Here is an 18,963-nt window from a genome sequence, read left to right as displayed (position 1 = left end):
GTTGCAATGTAAGGTGATGAGAGGTGGGTGGGAGTATGAATTTCTTCGGACCTGCATGGAGAAGCAAAAACGAGAAAAAAGCGATTGCCGCCATCGGTAAAATGGATGATCAGGAACTTTTGCAGCAGGCGGCACTGGAAGCGTATGGCAGTGCCCGCTTGGCGGCCATCGAAAGGCTTTCCGACGAAAGCAAGTTAATGGAGGTGGCGCTGCATACGCGTTTACATGAAGAACGTCATAAAGCTATCACCAAGATAACCGACGAAAGCCTGCTGGCAAAGTTAGCCCTTGTCAATGGGGACAGCAGTCTGCTGCCCCGCATCACAAAACCAGAGTTACTCTTCAATATTGCCTTAAACGCGAACATCCATTTTTCAGCAACAGCGTTCAGTAAGCTGCGTGATACTGTGGATCCTGCTGGTTTACGGGCGGTGCTTACTAAAAAGGCCAGGAACTCCAATGAAAAGAATATGCCGGCCGTCCTGCAAATGCTTAAAACAATCGAGCCTGACAGATGGAAAACGTATTGCAGCCGAGAGACAATTGACGCGCTAATGGATCTGCGGTATTGGGGAGAACTATCGAAAATCTCCGGCTTGTTGTGGGATTTTTATAGGGACGACACCTTCAGAGCAATCGTCAATCAGGCGGAAGATGATTATCAAAACCAAAAGCAGCAGTGGGAGGGCGAATACAACCATATTATTGAAATGCTGTTCTATCTGGTCAAAGAAAAGCAAAATCTCCAGGCAGCACACTATATTCAGGCGATGTACTGCAGCGGCGCGTGGCGCGCCTACATCAAAAAACATAATGCCAAAACAGAAGCCCGGCACATCGATGAAACGTCATACGGAGCTTGTTATTTCGAGTGGTCTTCCTATCAGGTTGCGTACGAGGATGATTCGCACACCGATAAAAACGTCGCAGCGGAATACTATGTGCCGCTTGGGTTTGAAGCTGCTGATGAATAAAACACACGTCCGGGAGAAAGAGGTGTTGGTATGTCGTTAAAATGTTTGTTTGGTCATCAATGGGATAGTTGTGTCTGTAAGCGCTGCGGAAAACGCCATGACTATATATTTCTTAACGAAGAATCTGACAAATCTTTTCCACACCAAGAAACGGAGGCACCCCCATGATGCCTGATAGTTCGTTGAAAGAATTGATTGCGGAGGCCGAAGGCAGTGAAAAAAGGGCACGGGAGCTGGAAGAAGCACCAAGGGAAGGATCATTATCCTGCGGCTTTGAATATGGTTCCGTGGATTGTCACGGCTGTGAACACTTCGAGTTCTGCGAATGTAATGAGATGGCGAGAAGTAATGCTGCCCGAGACCTGTTTGCTGATGCTGCTGAAAAGTATGACGTGGCACTGGGTATGGCCAGACAGGCCGTACAGAATAAGGACTCCGCCGAAAGCTATGAGCTGTTGGCAAGACTGCTCCTGGATATCGCCATCCACCCCTACACCCCCAATTTTAAGGACTGTCCGGAGCTTTGGGAGGCGCAGTATATCTGGCTTCACCTTTTCTATCGAACGGGCGAAGAACGATATTTAGAGCAAGCCAAGCAGTGCGACGGCTTTCGCCACGCCTATGCGGTGGAAATTTCCGACGTTCATCAAGACACAGTGAACAAGCTGACCGACCAAGCCGCGCTGGAATTTATTGCTTTAAACGAAAAGGAGCGCCAACAATGAGTACCCTAGCAGAGTATGAAGTTACTTGCGCTGTCTGCGGCGAAAAAAGCCGGCAAACCGGACTCGGCTCGTCTAGTACCGATGGCGGGACGGATTTGGACGGCAGACCGGCGCCGTCCTTGCGCTATACGATGCAGTATTGGCTTCAAGAATGCCCAAACTGCGGATATATCGAAAGGAACATCACTTTGCCGGCAAATAAGACTGCGGCTAAACTTAAACAGTGTTATCAACCGTTTGACGAGCTGACCGATGCTCCCTTGGCGGCACGTTTTGCCAAATATGCCTGCTACCTTTCGCATGAAGGGAATTCGCCCGATGCCTGCGATCATTTTCTCTATGCCGCCTGGGTCTATGACGATATGAAGAAGGCCACCCGCGCGCGTACCATGCGACGTTTTGCCCTCGATTTTGCGCATGATCTGGCCAGCTCTGTGCTAAAAAGCCAAAGATGCCGGTATGTGTTGTTGAAAGCCGACCTGTTACGGCGTATGGGCAGGTTTGCAGCAGTACTAGAGATGAATGAGAAAGATGATGCCTTGGATGAGCGCGACCGCTGGCAGCTGATTTTTGAAAAAGAGCTTGCGCTGCTGGCAGACGAAGCAGCCCACAGTATTGAGGAACATCCCAAGCTATTGTCCAAAATGGAGGTGCCGCCATGTCCACATTTATGGAAATAAAAGTAGTCTGTGCCGTCTGCGGGAAAGCGAGTGTGCAGACAGAGCTTGGCTCCTACAGCGTGTTCGGAGAGCCGGATCTGGATTTTCGTCCCGCGGAGATGCTGCGCTCTACGATGAAAGTCTGGGTCCAGGAATGTCCCCATTGCGGCTATGTGGCGGCTGACATCCGGAAAAAGCCCCGCCTGAAGGAAACGGTACTCAGGCAGCTCTATGCGGAGACTAAAGGGTCGGATACTTTGCCGGAGCTCGCACTTACCTTTGAAAAATACGCGCTGTATTTAGAGCGAAGAAAAGACCTCGCCGGCAGTATCCGCAATTATTTGTGCGCGGCCTGGGTATGCGATGATGAGGAAGACATAGAAAATGCCGCCAGGCTGCGCGTCAGGTGCTTAGCTTTAGTGGATCAGCTGCTGCCCAAATGCTATACCAAAAGAAAACGCCGCAAGGTTTTGCTTCTCAAGGCCGACCTTTTGCGAAGAGTTGGCAATATTGACGTGCTGCGCCAGATAAGTGCGGATGATCGTTCTTTTGATTATGCTTCGCGGGAGATCATGTGCTACCAAAAGGAACTCGCCGAAAGGCACGATTATGACGCCCACTCTCAAGCTGAGATTGACCTGGAGGAAAACGACGATTTTTTTGAGAAAAAGAAAAGTACGCGACAGGATTGTTCCGTCCGCATCCGGGAATGCATCAGGCAGGCGTTGTCAACCAACGCTGCGGTTCGTGGAGAGGCGCTATCGGAATTGGACGAACTGCGCCCCCGGAAGTTCAATGCGCCATATTATGAGATCAGTAAAATCATCAGTAATCACAGCGGAAGTGCGGTGTATTACGGAGATCCTCTCGGCGTGGATCAGCTTGCCCCCTTAATTAACGTAGAGTTTATCGAACTGCTGGAATCTTTCGTTGTAGCACAGGATACCTGCCGGGAGAAGGTGACCGAAGAAAACATCCTGGCCATGTCGTTACTCCATGAACTGTATAAAAGCCCTTATCTCCCTGACGAATATAGAGAGCAGGCCCAGGCACAACAGCACAGGACGTATTTAATGCATGTCGACCACGGCGATGAAGACGATCATGGTGATCGTTACCTTACTTTGATACAACCTCATACATAAATATGTCAATATTATTTGAAATAGGAACACCGCAATTCTTGAGCAGAGAATACAATCAAGCATTGGGCGCTGAACTATGTCAAAACAGCTATGGCTGGACTGGCTGTAGGCAGGATTATGCGTATGGTGCAAATGAACGGAGGTAAAACATGAAACAAACGAAACAAATGGAAAGTGATATGCTCAAGAAGAAAACACTGCATCGGGAATTCACACGCTGCGGAAAGTGTGGTGAAGAAAAGGAATGCTGGTGTGACGATATAGACAAATATGATATCTATACCCGCCGCGAGATTGTATATTCTCCGGACAGCCGCGTAATTGAGAAGTATGGTCTGCAAACGCATAAGGTATATGAACATTCCACCTTGGCAGACAGGACGCATTTCAGGAAAAAAGGCAGTGTCAGAGCCGCCCTTTGTGATGGCTGTGTCGGTGAAATCCCTACGGCCTCCTACCTGAAACATTGGATTGTTGCCGTATTATCAGCAGGACTCTTGGTCACAGCTTATATTATGGGGCTCATGAACATTCTCCCGTGGGGCGTGGGACTGATTTCCGCTATGGTCGTATTCTATATTGTTCTTTCGGTTAGCGTGGTTCGCATTTTCCATGAAAGCAGTCTGTACCTGATCAGTATTTTGCTGGCACTTTTCGGACTGACAGGCTTTGTGTTTATTTTGGCACTCTGTAAGCAAAAAGAATGCCGTAGAAATGAAAATGAAACCTTGAAAACAAAATATATCATTGGTAAACTCTCGGAAATCACGTAGTTGCTCTTACGTCTTTGGACGGTTTTGACGAACTGGAGAAGTCTTTCAAAAATAAACGGGAAAAGGTGTGCAGCCAGCACACCTTTTCCCGTTTATCGCTTGATATGATGGATTTGTCAATGACAGGTTGACAAAAATAAATAAAATTTTGGAGGAATGATCATGAAAAAGACAATTTTAATCTTAGTATTGGTTTGCCTAATGACCATATTGTTCACCGGCTGCGGGAAGGCATCCAATACGGAAAATCCCGCTGCTACGGAGAATCCTGCTTCAACGGAAACCGAAAATCCGCAAAAAGCCGAAGGAACGGTCGAGAAAGTCGTAACGTCGGAAACGAACAAGACTCAGGAACCTGTTTCAGGTGATTCTAAAGCCACAAAACCAATCGAAACCGTGACACCTCAGAAAGCTGTAACGCCAAAAGCTACAACGCCGAAGGCCGCAACGCCTAAAGCAACAACGCCGGAACCCACGAAGTCACCGGAACCTGTCTCACAGGATTCCGGTGAGATCATTGTGTCCAGCTTTGCCGAACTTCAGACTGCGGTGGCAGATACAAAGATTACGGTGATCAATGTCGGCTCTGATATGGAAATTACGAGCAAGCTCGAATACGAACGCGAAGATGACCTGGCAATATATATCAAAAAAGGAACTACACTCACCATCAGCGACGAATTCATTCCGGTGGGAGGCTCTATTACAAATGATGGGGCAATCATCGTAAAGGGTACCTTTAATCGCGGTATCTGCAGTTTCATCAACAACGGCTCGGTGACAGTAAGAAGCAGCGGAACGGCCAGTTCCGGTATGTGCAGTGCCGACAATAACGGTAATTATATCGTGGATAATGGTGGACAACTGCTTATTGAAAGAGGCTCGGAGTTTAAAAATCTTGGCACCCTGACAAACAACGGCTTTATCTCCGTCAAGGATGGCGGGAGTTTATATAACGAAACCGGTTCCCTGATAAATAACGGGACAATCGACTTGTATGCTTATTTTGGTGGGGACATTGCCAAGATTACAGGAACAGGAACGCTAAATGATCATCGCTAACCAATACTCGCTAAAAAATAACCGATAAGCAGAAAAAAGACTGTAGCCAACGGCATTTGCTGAGGAAAGAGGGAAGCCATGATGCAACCTACCGAAAAACTAAAATTAATGATGGACTATTTCGGCATTTCCAATAATGAACTGGCCAAGGCGCTCATGGTTGACCCCTCTCTAGTCAGCCGGTGGCTGAACGGGCAGCGCCTGCTTAAGGCGTCAAGCGTACCAATGGATGCGCTTGCCGAATACATACTGGCACGCAGCCAGCGCGTCTATGACATCGAATGGCTAAAAGCACAGTTTGAAAAAGACGGGCTTCCCACCGATATTTCCACCGTGTATCGTACCAAGCAAAACCTGATCATGTGGTTGGCAAGCGACGGCGAAGCTCTCCGCCGCAATCTTGGAAGCTCACCGTCTGCTTTGGTCACCAAAGAAAGCATACTGAAAAAAACGCGGACATTCTCCGTCAATGATTCCGAAAGTTTGGTCAAAATCGGGTATTTGGATATTGCCCTTGGTCTGGAGCCGCTTTTAGCGGAGCTGGCTGATGAAAGCGGTGTGGATATTTTTCTCTCTAATGACGAGATCGCCACTGTGGTCAGCGAAGACGTGTCCCGACTGCTCCTGCACATGATTGCCAAGAGCAAACTGCGCATCCGGCTGTTAGTCTGCATTTCGGGCAATACGCAGGCGATGTCCCGTCTGATCGACACCTATATGCAATCGCTGGTTTCGGGGCATATCCGGCTGTCGGTGGTGCATGGCCTGACGCAGACCGTCACCAATCAGATGCACCTTATCATTCCCGAAAAATACGCGGTGCTGATTACCGAAACACCGAAAAATGCAGCTCCGTCCGTGGCAATGATCATTAGTGACGCGGCTTTTGTCCAGGAAACGCAAAAGAGCTTTGAGCAGACGATTCGCTACGCCCAACCGGTGCTGAATATTTACGGCGACGATTATTCCCGCAACATCCTGGAAATCATCTATTCGGAGTTTGCCACCCCCGGCGCTCTTGATGTGGTCAAAGATAATATTAACCCTATGTATATGACCCCGTATGCCTACGATCGCTTTTTGGGAACCCAGGGGCACAACGAGGAAGAACTTTCGTGGCGTAGTGCGGAGTTTATCCGCTTCAAGTCCGGTATGGACGAAACGCTGAAAGGTGGTGCGGTGTTCCGTGAGATACTTTCCCTGGCAAGACTGAACAAAATTGCGCAGGACGGCTTTTGTCGGATGCCGGGACTGTATTTTATGAACAAGGGCTTTGTAATCTTGGACGCCGAGGGCTGTGCCGCTATTTTAAGCGGCTATGTCCACTACCTCAATTGCGTTCCGAATTTCAATTTATTGATTCTCGATGACATTACCCTGCTTCATGCCAACAACTGCTGGCAGCTTAAGCAAAATCATCATGTGGCGATAAATCATTGGAGCGGGCCAGAGCCGGTGATGATCCACTCTGACCAACTTTTGCTTGTGCGGGAGTTTCAAGCTCACTTTGATTCTCTGTGGGCGCAGGGCGAAGGATTCATCGGCAACCGGAGCGGAGTAACGGCTATTCTGCAGGATGTGTTAATACGCTTGAAGGAGAGTAACTTGTCCAAAGGAGGGTAAATTTGATGTCAAGGAGAACAAGGAAAACAAAAAAATTAGAAAGGTGTGATGAATATGAAACGTAGATTTTTGGCGTTAATCTTGGCTGCAATGCTTTGTGTCACACTAAGCGCTTGTAATCAAAACCAAAACCCCGTTGAGTCATCACCTGAGCAAACAACTACTGGAGAAAATGCAGCGCTGGAAAACGAGCAGGAGCAAACGTTTCCCTTTGAGGATGACGAGAGCAGAACGCGCTACCGTTTAGTGATAAACGGCAACGAGGTGTCAACGGATAATTTGCCGTTTACCTATCCGGACAGTCCTAAATGTGGGTATTACCCATTAGAAGATGTGCTGGCCCATATAGAGATAGCGTGCTTTTGCAGCGAAGATAAAAGCGCACTGACCACCAAGATTAATGGCAGCGTACTCAAGGTAACGGCTGGCGTTGCGGAAATGACCTATGGACGAAAAAGCATTAAGGCAGTAGGAACGGAGACTGCTGTTTGTATCGACGGTTGTCTTTATGTACCGAGCTTCTTGTTTCTGTCTATATTCGACAATGGCATTGTTGATTTTTCCAGTGACCGCAGTGCCGCCACCTTAGACACAAACACAACGATTGACCTTGCTGCCTCCGGTACGGCAGGGCTAAGCGTTCCAAGCGCCGGAACTTCGGGCGTTGTTTCCGCCGGCAACGGCCAGGGGAGTTCGGGAGGCTCGACCGGCAGCTCAAACTGCGGTACTTGCAACGGATCGGGGCGAAGTATATGCACCTATTGCAGCGGCACAGGAAGTAAAATTGAATATCAGCAGGCATATGACCCCGTTTCAAAACAATATAAGCAGACGCAAAGAACTGTGTTTTGCTCAAGATGCGGTGGCAGCGGGCAAGTGATCTGTCCTTCCTGCGGTGGATCGGGCAAGAGATAATACAGATACATTGCATTTGATTTGATTGTGCAGAACGCCAGACTGAAAGAAAAATCCCTATGACAATGAAAGACTGAGTTAAGAAGCTAAAGGCATTCTTCAATTCAAAATATTAATCCGAATCATCGAAACAAGGCATACAGAATGTTTAATGTGTACCCCATGTCAAGGACAATTTGGGTTTTTAACGTTCCAATCAAATAGGTATTTATGTTATACTAACCGTGCTTTACCACAAGGGAGGATAGGGCAACGCTGAGGAGCGACCCGAGCGCCCGTGTGGGTTTACAAGGGAGGCGATGCGTATTAGCACCGCTTCTTTTTTTTGAAGGTAAGCACTGCCTCCCTGGAAACCAAAGCGAAAAACCTCGGGGTGTGGGGCAGAGCCCCACCTACTTTCAATTTTTACCTTTTGCTTTTGGTATTGTTAAAGGGTATTCTCCTGTAACGAGGTACTTGTAATACTCCCGTGGAGCTAATCTTGCCAAATCCCATTGGTATCGCTCGATATTGTAATAATCAGTCCAGTCGCTGATCGCTTGGTGGATTTCTTCAAACGTTGTGCACTGAGAAATGTCTATTTCATCTTTCATGTGAAGGGTTTTCCCGATGAATTCTTTTGATTAGGGCTATAGTTGCGGGAGAGATCTTAGGTCTGCCGGATTTTCGGGACTTCCGTCTCCAGAAAAGCTTGAAGGACTTCCGATGCCAGCCAATTACCGTTTCCGGCTTAACGAGGAACAAAGCTGATTGCCAACCAGGCAGGAGCTTGGATAAGAATCTCCATGTCTTTGGCAAGATTAGATATTAATCTCGTGCGGAAAAAGCAAGTAATTATTTGGATCCAGTTTCTGAGATACAAACCAAGAGCATAAAAATCAATCAAGAAACCAACCTCCGTAAGAATATATAAGAATTAACTCATGTTCTCACAGATTGAAAATATTGTAAATAGAACTTGCCTGTAAAGATCAAAGTATACCGATTTACGGTTTAGTCAATTTTGAGCCAGATGATATTTTTGAAGGCTACAGCTATTGTACAGAAATGGCATTGATATGTTCCCAAAAATTTTCACCATGCAAATATTTTAATAAATCAAAGGTCAGCATCATGTGATGGATGGCATTATTATTGTTCAGGTCGGTATTTAGGATTTCTTTTACTCGTTTAATCCGATAAACCATAGTGTTCTTATGGATTTGCAGAATTCGCGCAGCCTCAACATAATCACTTTCATTATTTAGAAATGTATATAAGCTATAGGTAAAGCTCGTTTTATAATTATTGTCGAATAAAATCAATTTTCTTACGAGCGGGTCAAAAAAATTGTTCACTTCCAAATTTTTCTGGAGTTCATCGATCATGTGATAGTGCATGACATCGTCATAAAATAACAGACTTTTACCGATATCAAGTTTCAAGGCAATATCGACGGTTTTAAGCGCTTGCCCATAATATTGGCGGATGTTTGCCAAATCACTAAATTCTTGACTTATACCGCATAGTAGATGATTTGACTCAATATATTGCTCTAAAAGTGTTTTTTCAATATCGGTAAACGGGTTTTGGTTTTTTTGTTTTGAATGAGAATTAAATTATCGCCGTAGATCAATGTCTTACTCCCATAGAGGATTGATTCAAGGTCCTTACGAATTAATACCAGGGAATCACGATGTTTTGACTTCAAATTGATAACCAGAACGTGTTTATGTTCCTGAATGGTAAAGTCCAACTGCTGGATCCGATTTTGCAGAATAGAAGGTTTCTTGATTGTTCCGTTCAATAAATCGATAATGAGATATTCAAAAACTTGCCCCCTTGAATAGTTGTAGTTGGAGTCTTTTTTGAATTCCGTCAGGAGCACTTGGGAAACCAATTTTAAAAGCTGGAAGTCATAAGGGGTAAATTCCTGAAAGTATTCAATGAGAGTCACCCAGCCCAGCATGTTGACGCCGTTGCCTATTTTACACCCCAGCCTGCGGTGAGGGAGTTTGAGGGGCTCGGTATTTAAGACCGGGTCTTCGCTATCAAAGACCGATTGCAGCCCGGCGTCTTTCACAATATTCAGGTAAGCAACCGGCTCGTATTCCTGAGTTGTGTAATGTTGCCAGACATAATCATTGATCTCGACACAGTCGGTGAAGCCAAGTGTTTTAAAGGATATATCAGTAAACGCGATAGGATGGTTTAAGATTTGAAAGAGTTTATTGGCAATTTGCTGATAGTTCAGTTCCATCGTTAGAATGGACAAGATCATCAGATATTTTTCTTCGAAGTCTTTGCGATCCTTCAAGGCTTTCTTTACCATAGCGTATGCTTCAACGCAGCTGATATCGGTGGTCACCACGGTGATGTTATGTTGGCAAAAGCCAGATATGTCAAAAGACTCCAGCGGGCTGAAAATAAGGAGTAGATTGGCCTGGAAGGGTTGATGCCTCAAACCATTTAGGCTGTCCAATGTAGCGACATAAAGAATATCTTCCTCAATTGTATTTTGTTTGTCAGCCAACAGGGTAACAGCCTCAAAACTTGCATTCAGATCCGTGGGTAGGCAGATATCAAATTTCTTAAACACGGACGACAAATCATTAATAGATAAAGACATTTCAACCACCTCCGGTTATTCTATGCAGATCACTGGAAAATTCGAAATGATAAGCTGTTTCTCTATCTTATAGTATGGTCACCCATTGTTTAGGGGAAGATTCTTAACTCATATAATTAATTATTAAACGCCTTTACAATAATTGCAAGTATTCCAGATGTGATCAGAGGACCTACCGGTACGCCCCCTAAAAGCGCAGCTGCCGCAACGGCGCCTATAATTAACGAAGTCATGATGTCGCTATGGTTTTGTACAGAAAGGAATTGAAAACCCAGTCCACTTATATAGGTTGTAAAAAATGATAGTATTATTGCAGTTAGGCCAATCCAGGAGGTTAAAACGTTTCTAATGTTTATAATGGTGATATTTCCATTGGCAATCGGAATCAGGATCGCAGCAATCAGTATGACTAACCCCAGAAACATTCCGTTTTTTTCGATGACGGGATAAATATAGTGATCAGCATGTAAAAGCTTTATCATTAAAAGCAGGCAAGTAGCAACAGAGACAGAGCTTGCTTTTCCTATGATTGACACCGCCAGTATTACGACTAAGATAAGCGTTGATTCCAACAAAACCAACTCCTAAAGTTAAAATAAACTATCTTATCCCTCTTTCTGACTATGATAAAACAAACCTTCTCATTTTGATTTGTTCTGTAGACTAAATAATCAGATAATTATTTGTATTGTATACCAAATACAATACTTGATTCTAATGTTAAATTAAATTTGTAATTTTTTTAACACTCAGCAGCTTCGATCATTTTCTTAAAATGTAATAGCAGGTAAGCGTATGATACTATACGCTGAAAAAATCTTGTGAAAGGAGAGCATTTATAGAGTAAGAAGAAATAGCTGATGAGTGGTGTCTTAAAACTAGTCAAAAATGGCGAGTGAAGGGAGAATAACTATCCATGGGTAACCAAGACATGAATCGGTACCGAGTTACACCACCTGGATATCTTACGGTACGCTTTGGAGAACCTGAGTATACTGACTGGATGGATGAAAGTATGTCCTGGAAGGAAAACTGTTACATTGGTGACTGGTCCTTTCTTTGGGAACGCTGGTTTAAAGGTCCTGATGTAGAGAAATTGTTCTCTGATTTTTCGACAACAAGCTTTAAAAAGTTCGATATTGGCCAGGCAAAGCACTGCGTTCACACCAACGTCGACGGAAAAGTCATTCATGAGGGAATTTTGGCCAAAATGGGTGAGCAGGAATACCTGTTGTTCGGCCGCGGATGCTATTGGATGAACTATAATTTGGAAAAAGGGAATTATAATGTTATATCAGAGCCGGATGATTGGTTCAATTTGCAAGTATCAGGTCCTAAGGCTATAGCTCTTCTGGAAAAAGCCAGTGGAGCCAATCTGCGCGATACCAAGTATATGCACATGATAAAAATTGAGATAGCCGGCAGAAGTTTTTATGCGATTCGGCAGGGTATGGCAGGAGAACCAGGTTATGAGCTTGTTGGACCTCATGAGTGGAAAGAAGAAATCATACAGGAATTGTTGAAGTATAAAGATGCATTTGGAGTCCGTCGTTTGGGCGGAAGAACAGTTTTTATTAACCATCTAGAAGCATGTTTCCCAACGATCATTACTGACTATATTCCAGCTATGTTTAGCAGTGATTTAAGTGACTATTTAGAAACCTTTAAAGCATCAATGCCTGCTTCTATGACCACATTAAATCTTTATGGCAGTTTTGAAGGAAATGATATCAGTGACTACTATCGCAGCCCTGTCGAATTAGGATGGACGAAGGTTGTTAAGTTTGACCATGATTTCTTGGGGCGCGAAGCACTGGAACAGGAAATAGCCAATCCAAAGAGGATCGTTCGAACTCTGGTTTGGAATGTGGAAGATGTTGTTGATGTCTATGCGTCCATGTTCAAAAAAGGCGACCATTATGACTTCATTGAATTCCCAAGATATCAGAGAGGCGGGATGTATGTCGACAAGGTCCTGAAAAACGGAAAACTAGTCGGGACAACATCCTCATATGGGTATAGCTATTACTTCCGTGAGATGCTCTGTCTGGCGGTCCTGGATATTGACCAGGCAGAAATCGGCAATGAAGTCACGATTGTATGGGGGGCTCCCGGCCATCCGCAGAAGGAAATACGCGCAACAGTCGCCCCGGCTCCTTATAAACCCGACGGATCAAAAGGCGATTTGCACAAAGTACTTTAAGCAACTAAACAGTGATGCAAATAACGATGAACACAAAACAAGAATAGTGACCATTGGGAACGGTTTGAGCCACCTGCTGATTTGATTGATAAGGCAAATGATCCTGTTTTTCAGTCAGAATGGTGGCTTGAACTCTTCAGAAGAAGGCAAACGGTAAACAGTGCGAAATATTTTTTATATGAACGAGGGAGGTTAGCTACTATATGGAACAAAACAAGGGATCTGTAAAATGGTTTATGTTGCTCTTAATGCTCTTAGCTTTTGTCGCTACATTCGTGACCCGATTCATTTGGTCTCCGATGCAATCGGAAATGATGAAGGTTTTCGGAATTGATGCAGCAGTTGCAGGAACAATTTTTTCCATTTTTTTCACGGGTTATATCATTACGCAAATACCGGCCGGTGTCTTAGCAGATAAATTTGGCGTTAAATTCATTATGAGTATCAGTTTGCTTGTTGGCGGACTTTCTTCTTATGCCATGACGATGGTTTCAACTCCGGCCCAAGCGATGGGACTGCGAATTATTCTCGGGCTGGGTGCAGGCACAATTTATGCTTGTTGTGCCAGAGTAATCAGTAATTATTTTACCATGGAAAAAAGAAGTATGGCTTTCGGGATCATACTGGCCGGTCCTAATGCAGGATATTTTATTGCCAGCTTATTCGGCCCGAAAATTCTGCATGCGTACGGATGGCAAGCAGGGTTTAAATTCGCCGCCATTTTTTCCATCATCGTTGCCGTACTCATCTTCCTTTTTGTGAAAGGAGATAAACCGGAAAAAGCGACCCAAACCTTGGGCGATGTTTTAAGGGGCTTTAAAGTATTATTCACGAATAAAGGGGTATTGTTGATCAGCTTGTCCGGATTTGGTCTGATGTGGTTTCAATTGGCTTTATATAACTGGGCTTTTGGCTATGCAAGGAGTTTGGGTTTTGCTCAAAATATTGGAACAGTTGGGATTTTGATAGCTATTGGCGGAATCATTTCATCATTATTATCCGGTACTGCTGTCGATAAATTTAAAATTGACAGAAGAAAGTTCCTAATATTCGGCTATTTTATTACTGGCGTGATGATATTCATTTTTGGAGCGCAAACACAGCTGACGGGGTTACTCATCAGCAGTTTTGTATTGGGCTTTATTTCATTTACAACAAACAGCCATTTGAGTGCCCTCATCGTTGATTACGCAGGAAGTAAAATGGCGGCGACAGCAACGGGTGTATCTAACTTTGTTTTCCAGTTTGCTTCGCAAATCAGCCCCGTTGTCATTGGCGCAATGCTCGTTTCGACGAAAGGCGTTTTTTCAACCCCGATATGGGCAGTTATGGCTGCCGGGCCATTTCTTGGCGTAATTTGCGCAGCGCTTGCAGGCGGAGCAAAAAAAGCGGCAGAATAATACTTGTATGAATACACCCACACACAAAATACATAAGTGAGCTGTTTTTGACAGCAGCGTTAGGCAAACAGAAATCCTAAGCGTAATGTTATTGCGTTCCAACAGTGAACATTCAGTACGTCATGGTTTGGAAATGTCTGTGGGATTTCTGTTTGTAGCTGCGCTAAGTGTTAGCGTATTTTCAGTACTAAGTTGCATTGCCCCTCAACAAAATCACGTAAAAAGTTTGGAGCGGTGTCAAATGAGAACGATTAACGTTGGAAAGATGATTGGAGATAGTAAAGTCAATAGATTTTTTATAATTGTTTTTATGGTGGGTATGAGCATATTGCTATTTGACGGGTATGATCAAGGGGTTTATGGAGTGGCCCTTCCTACTCTTATGATGGACACCGGGATCAGTGCCAAAGTGTTTGGGCTTATCGGCAGTAATACACTCTACGGAATGATGATTGGTGGAATCGTAGCAGGTATGCTTGCGGACAGAATAGGACGGAAGAAAGTTCTGATATTAGGTATTATTGTTTATGCTTTATTTACAGGACTGATGGGATTTGGGAAATCCGCTGCCTTTTTTTCCGTCTGCCGAATTATTGCCGGAGCAGGTCTGGCCGGGGTTGTACCGATTACAGTCGCTCTGCTTACGGAGTATTCTCCCTTTGTGCATCGGTCTAAACTTGTCACAATCAGTACTCTCGGCATACCTATAGGGACGATGATAAGTGCATTAATTGGGATGGGTATTCTGCCTGTTTATGGCTGGAGGCCAATGTTTTGGATTGGTTTTATTCCTTTGATATTTGTTGTGTTTGTAAGCTTTTCAATCCCTGAATCGATGGATCGGCTAATAAAATATAATAAGTTAGAAAAAATTAGTGAGACATTGACAAAAGTCGACCCTGCGTATATTCCCGCTCAAGAGGACAAGTATGTAGTCGATAGTGGAAATCTCAATCAGGCTCCTTTTTTGAGTCTGTTCAAAAACGGTTTAGTACAAAAAACGGTTCTGTTTTGGATCATGTTCGCGATGGTTTTTTTTACACACTACGGTATTATTACCTGGCTTCCAAAGTTAATGGTACAAGCAGGATATCCATTGACAAATAGTCTTATGTTATTGTTTTTTATGGGGTCTGGGGTTTACGGGATAATATCTCTGGTCTACTTGATTGTTACGTTAAATTACGCCAATTCTTTTCGTGCCACCGGCCTAGGATGGACATCTGCGATGGGGCGTTTTGGCGGTTCATTCGGCCCGTTGGTTGGGGGGTATTGATTACGCAAAAAGCTTCTCTGACAACGAATTTTGCAGTGTTTGTAATTGTTCCGCTTATACTTACTGCAGCAGCTTTATTTGTCAAAGATGAAGTAAGATAGTATAACAGCGTTAGAACGATAATGGGGCAGTAAAGCCACCGGAGGCCGATTTTAGTTCTCATCAGCAAAACATTTTATCACGGATTAGATCAGGGGCAAAGAACGCGATGATTCTTTGCCCCTGGCCGGGTAATATCGCCGATAGATCTTTACAAAAAGAGAATAATCTCCAAGCAGATCGGCAAGCCCTTTTTAACCAATGTATCCTGTATGGAATGTATTCAAACGCATTTGGGCACGGGCTAAAGGAGATTCCTGATTTATGATGTCATTCAAAATGATTTATTGAGCATAAATAACGAAAATTTGGTGCAATTTTAGTAAACTATAAACAATGACAATGAAATACGTTGGGTTTATCATTTTATATTAGCGGTTTCTTTTTTGCTTCCATGAAATTGTCATATCATCATTGCTTCAGTCGCTCTTGGCAAGACCTTAGCGGGTGCGTTATTGGCATTTGCGGCAGGACTCATAAAAATTATATTATCGGAAGGCGGTAAAAAGTGTTTGAACTAAATAGTTTGAAAGTTGCTTTCGCGGACTTGGATGAAGCAGTTGTACGCAACATAATCAGTGACTTTATTCGAAACGACCCTTCAGAATATGAAGCTAAGAAAGCAGTGGAAGCTTGCCAGCAAGGTATGGCTGACATTGGAAGACGTTATGATCAGGGTGAATATTTTTTGGGCGATTTGATCAATGCCGGAGATCTCTTAGCAGCTTCGATCGCACTCTTAAAACCAGTCTTAGGGTCTGGTCGGTCGGGGGAGGCTGGTACGATCATTCTTGGAACCGTATCCGGAGATATCCATGACATCGGTAAGAATGTATTCAAAGAGTTGGCAGAGGCAGGAGGTTTTCAGGTATGGGATCTTGGGATCGACCAGCCGCCTGGTAAGTTTATCAAAGTTGTCAATGAAAGAATAGAGAGCGATCTAACAGATAATAAAAAACCCTTGATTGTGGGCATGAGCGGTGTTCTGACACTGACGTTGGAAGCGATGAAAAATACGGTCGAATCCTTGGAAGAAGCGGGACTTCGAAAGCAGGTCAAAGTCATTGCCGGCGGAACCCCTTTAACTGCCAAAGCCTGTAGGTGGATCGGAGCCGATGCGTTCACATCAAGCGCTGCCGAAGGCCTAAAAATTTGCCGGGAATGGGTAAGTTGTCGTTCGTAATCATCCTTTCGGATCCATTCTGTACCAGCCTATATGTTTGATTGTTCTTTCTATTTAATCGGGGAGGATTTACCTATGTATATTAGTGAACTGCTTAGGGAAAAGAAAGTCCTGTCGTTTGAAATTTTCCCGCCAAAACAGACTTCTTCTGTTGAGGGTATTTATGATACGATTGACGCTCTGGCGCCTTTAAGACCGGATTTCATCAGTGTCACCTACGGAGCGGGGGGAAGTACGAGTAAGACAACTGAAAAGATTGCGTCCCTCATCGAAACAAAATATAACCTTAATGCCTTAATGCATCTGACCTGCATCGACTCCAGCAAAGAGCAGATGGATGAAATGCTGAATGATCTGCCTAATAAAAATATCTCAAATATTCTTGCCCTGCGCGGGGACATTCCCAAAGGGGCAGAGGAACGTAACCGGATCAGAGATTTTCAATATGCTTCCGATCTTGCAGAGTATATTCGCAAGCATCATGTATTCTGTGTCGGCGGTGCTTGCTATCCGGAAGGACACCCAGAATGCCCGTATCCCGAACAGGATATCGAGAATTTGCTTTGGAAATTAGATGCCGGAGTCAGCTTTCTGGTGACGCAGCTCTTCTTTGATAATGACGTTCTTTACCGTTTTAAAGAGAAACTGCAAAAAGCGAACGTTGATATTCCGATCATCGCCGGCATCATGCCACTTACTAATCAGTCCCAAATCGAAAAAATGCTCGCCTTGTCCAATGCGACGGTGCCGAAAAATCTTGTCCGAATCATTCATAAGTTTGAACACAATGCAGAAGCATTAAAGGACGCCGGGATTGCCTACGCCACGCAACAGTCCATCGATCTCTTGACCCACGGGGTCGACGGCATTCATATTTACACAATGAACAAACCACAAATCGCCAAAGACCTGGTCCGAAATCTTGACTCGCTATTATATGCGACCAACAGCCGGAATAAAAATGTAAGCAATTATTAATCGATTTCTTTTGCTGTAGTAGATATGTTCTAATCGGCTGAGAAGTCAGGTGCGATCTCACAGCAGCAGTTAGCAGCGATTCAAGAAAATACTGAAAATATAGATGAATTGCGTATTGCCGCTAGAAAGCTGAAGGATTTAGCAGCTGAACTTTAATAATTTCTGATGAATTTTTGGATATCGAAATAAAAAATGATAGGGAAGAAAACTAGAATGAAAGTCTTAGGAATATCGGGGAGTCCGCGGAAAGGCGGTAATACGGAAACCTTGTTGGATGAAGCATTGGCAGGGGCCCATGAAGCGGGGGCAGAGACAGAAAAGATTATCTTATCAACATGCCGGTACCAATCGTGTTTATCCTGTGGTGCTTGTGAAAAAGCAGGAATTTGTATTCAAAAGGACGATATGCAGGGAATCTATGGAAAGATTGCCTTAGCCGATGTGATGATCTTTGCTTCCCCAATGTATTTTTATACGGTCTCTGGGTGGGCTAAAAGCGCAATTGATAGGTCCCAGGCCCTCTGGTCCCGAAAGTATATTTTAAAAGAACCTAGCTTTGCAGTGAATAAAAAGGCCTACTTCATTGGCGTGGGGGCAACAAAAGGCGAACGGTTATTTGAGGGCGCCAAACTTGTAATGAAATATTTCTATGATGCGACAGGTTATGAAGCCGCCGGTGAGCTGCTTATTAAGAGTATTGATAAAAAGGGAGATATCCGGAATTATCCGGAATATCTGAAAGCCGCCCGCAGCCTCGGGGAAAAAGCTGCCGAAGGAGCCAGACACTCCCTTGCTGGATTTTAGTGGACTCCTTTTCACGCCTACGGAGTTTACGCTTACGTCGGGAATACGGGAAATTCGCCTTCATCTCTAACTTGACATAAGGCGAAGCGATGAACTTAAGCTTATATATAAATAATTTTTACAGCTCCTTCCGTGGAATATATACTAAGGTTTTTACCGGAAGGAGCTGTCATATTCTTGCCTATTCTAAATTCGAGTGGTCTTCTACTTTGATTGGATAGAGGGAGATTATTATTTAATGATTGTCTCCAAATTTACGCTTGAAAATGATTATTAACTATAATGATGAGTGACGTTCTTGAGATTATCCATGCCCGGCATAAACGAGCGACTACAATCTTCTGCTCGCAATTATCACCGGCAGGATGGCATGGCAAGATTGGGGAGGTGACTTTGGAGGTGCTATTCTTGACCATTTTGTGAACCCGTAAGAGACTGTCTTTTTTTATTTTAAAAAGAGAGGGATTTGAATATGTATTCAATTTCTTCGTATCAACAAAATTCTGCTTAACCAAATTTCATGGAAATCCAGTTTG

The 18,963-nt window shown here is 44.2% G+C and carries 18 protein-coding genes; 14 read left to right on the top strand and 4 right to left on the bottom strand.

Features of this window, described 5'->3' with window-relative positions; genetic code table 11:
• The first annotated feature begins 35 nt into the window (after positions 1-35).
• The 8 genes from DEHRE_RS10175 (at position 36) to DEHRE_RS10140 (ending at position 7,876) form a co-directional block, all read left to right on the top strand.
• Entirely contained in the window at positions 36-974 is a 939-nt protein-coding gene (locus DEHRE_RS10175) for a hypothetical protein (protein WP_025205990.1), read from the top strand.
• A gap of 164 nt (positions 975-1,138) precedes the next feature.
• Positions 1,139-1,699 (top strand): hypothetical protein, encoded by a 561-nt coding sequence (locus tag DEHRE_RS10170; RefSeq protein WP_025205989.1) that lies wholly within the window; start codon positions 1,139-1,141, stop codon positions 1,697-1,699.
• Positions 1,696-2,379, top strand: a complete 684-nt coding sequence (locus tag DEHRE_RS10165; protein WP_025205988.1) for a hypothetical protein — start codon at positions 1,696-1,698, stop codon at positions 2,377-2,379. The genes DEHRE_RS10170 and DEHRE_RS10165 overlap by 4 nt, the downstream gene beginning before the upstream one ends.
• Positions 2,358-3,503 carry a hypothetical protein gene (locus DEHRE_RS14140; protein WP_025205987.1) on the top strand — a complete coding sequence of 382 codons (1,146 nt, stop codon included), beginning with the start codon at positions 2,358-2,360 and terminating at the stop codon, positions 3,501-3,503. Before DEHRE_RS10165 ends, DEHRE_RS14140 begins: the two co-directional genes overlap by 22 nt.
• 149 nt (positions 3,504-3,652) lie before the next feature.
• On the top strand, positions 3,653-4,276 hold the full coding sequence (locus DEHRE_RS10155) for a hypothetical protein (protein WP_025205986.1): 624 nt from the start codon (positions 3,653-3,655) through the stop codon (positions 4,274-4,276).
• 162 nt (positions 4,277-4,438) lie between these two features.
• Entirely contained in the window at positions 4,439-5,338 is a 900-nt protein-coding gene (locus tag DEHRE_RS10150) for a hypothetical protein (RefSeq protein WP_025205985.1), read from the top strand.
• A 78-nt stretch (positions 5,339-5,416) separates the two neighbouring features.
• Entirely contained in the window at positions 5,417-6,961 is a 1,545-nt protein-coding gene (locus DEHRE_RS10145; protein WP_025205984.1) for a helix-turn-helix domain-containing protein, read from the top strand.
• Positions 6,962-7,015: 54 nt separating this feature from the next.
• A complete protein-coding gene (locus DEHRE_RS10140; protein WP_144284049.1) occupies positions 7,016-7,876 on the top strand; it encodes a DnaJ-like cysteine-rich domain-containing protein in 861 nt (286 codons plus the stop codon).
• Positions 7,877-8,274: 398 nt separating this feature from the next.
• On the opposite strand, the gene DEHRE_RS10135 is transcribed toward DEHRE_RS10140, so the two are convergent.
• From DEHRE_RS10135 to DEHRE_RS10120, 4 genes are all read right to left on the bottom strand, one after another.
• The gene (locus DEHRE_RS10135) at positions 8,275-8,469 is read right to left on the bottom strand and encodes an IS3 family transposase (RefSeq protein WP_025205982.1); all 195 of its coding nucleotides are present in this window, start codon (positions 8,467-8,469) and stop codon (positions 8,275-8,277) included.
• Between the two features lie 441 nt (positions 8,470-8,910).
• Positions 8,911-9,354 (bottom strand): helix-turn-helix domain-containing protein, encoded by a 444-nt coding sequence (locus DEHRE_RS10130; RefSeq protein ID WP_025205981.1) that lies wholly within the window; start codon positions 9,352-9,354, stop codon positions 8,911-8,913.
• 56 nt (positions 9,355-9,410) lie between these two features.
• Positions 9,411-10,484, bottom strand: coding sequence for a hypothetical protein (locus DEHRE_RS10125; RefSeq protein WP_025205980.1), 1,074 nt, complete (start codon positions 10,482-10,484; stop codon positions 9,411-9,413).
• Between the two features lie 116 nt (positions 10,485-10,600).
• On the bottom strand, positions 10,601-11,056 hold the full coding sequence (locus DEHRE_RS10120; protein WP_025205979.1) for a DUF441 family protein: 456 nt from the start codon (positions 11,054-11,056) through the stop codon (positions 10,601-10,603).
• A gap of 344 nt (positions 11,057-11,400) precedes the next feature.
• Here DEHRE_RS10120 and DEHRE_RS10115 point away from each other — a divergent pair, with 344 nt between their 5' ends.
• The 6 genes from DEHRE_RS10115 to DEHRE_RS10090 all read left to right on the top strand — a co-directional run bounded on the left by DEHRE_RS10115 (position 11,401) and on the right by DEHRE_RS10090 (position 18,427).
• Positions 11,401-12,687 (top strand): aminomethyltransferase family protein, encoded by a 1,287-nt coding sequence (locus tag DEHRE_RS10115; protein ID WP_025205978.1) that lies wholly within the window; start codon positions 11,401-11,403, stop codon positions 12,685-12,687.
• A gap of 203 nt (positions 12,688-12,890) precedes the next feature.
• A complete protein-coding gene (locus DEHRE_RS10110) occupies positions 12,891-14,087 on the top strand; it encodes an MFS transporter (protein WP_025205977.1) in 1,197 nt (398 codons plus the stop codon).
• Between the two features lie 241 nt (positions 14,088-14,328).
• The gene (locus DEHRE_RS10105) at positions 14,329-15,363 is read left to right on the top strand and encodes an MFS transporter (protein WP_025205976.1); all 1,035 of its coding nucleotides are present in this window, start codon (positions 14,329-14,331) and stop codon (positions 15,361-15,363) included.
• 607 nt (positions 15,364-15,970) lie between these two features.
• Positions 15,971-16,645, top strand: coding sequence for a cobalamin B12-binding domain-containing protein (locus DEHRE_RS10100; RefSeq protein WP_025205975.1), 675 nt, complete (start codon positions 15,971-15,973; stop codon positions 16,643-16,645).
• Positions 16,646-16,720: 75 nt separating this feature from the next.
• The gene (gene metF, locus DEHRE_RS10095) at positions 16,721-17,623 is read left to right on the top strand and encodes a methylenetetrahydrofolate reductase [NAD(P)H] (protein ID WP_025205974.1); all 903 of its coding nucleotides are present in this window, start codon (positions 16,721-16,723) and stop codon (positions 17,621-17,623) included.
• A gap of 213 nt (positions 17,624-17,836) precedes the next feature.
• Positions 17,837-18,427, top strand: a complete 591-nt coding sequence (locus DEHRE_RS10090; protein ID WP_025205973.1) for a flavodoxin family protein — start codon at positions 17,837-17,839, stop codon at positions 18,425-18,427.
• The last annotated feature ends 536 nt before the right edge of the window (positions 18,428-18,963 follow it).

Source organism: Dehalobacter restrictus DSM 9455 (assembly GCF_000512895.1).
Taxonomy (GTDB): Bacteria; Bacillota; Desulfitobacteriia; order Desulfitobacteriales; family Syntrophobotulaceae; genus Dehalobacter; species Dehalobacter restrictus.
Note: the sequence above shows the minus strand (reverse complement) of the source record. Positions and strands in the feature narration are given on the sequence as shown.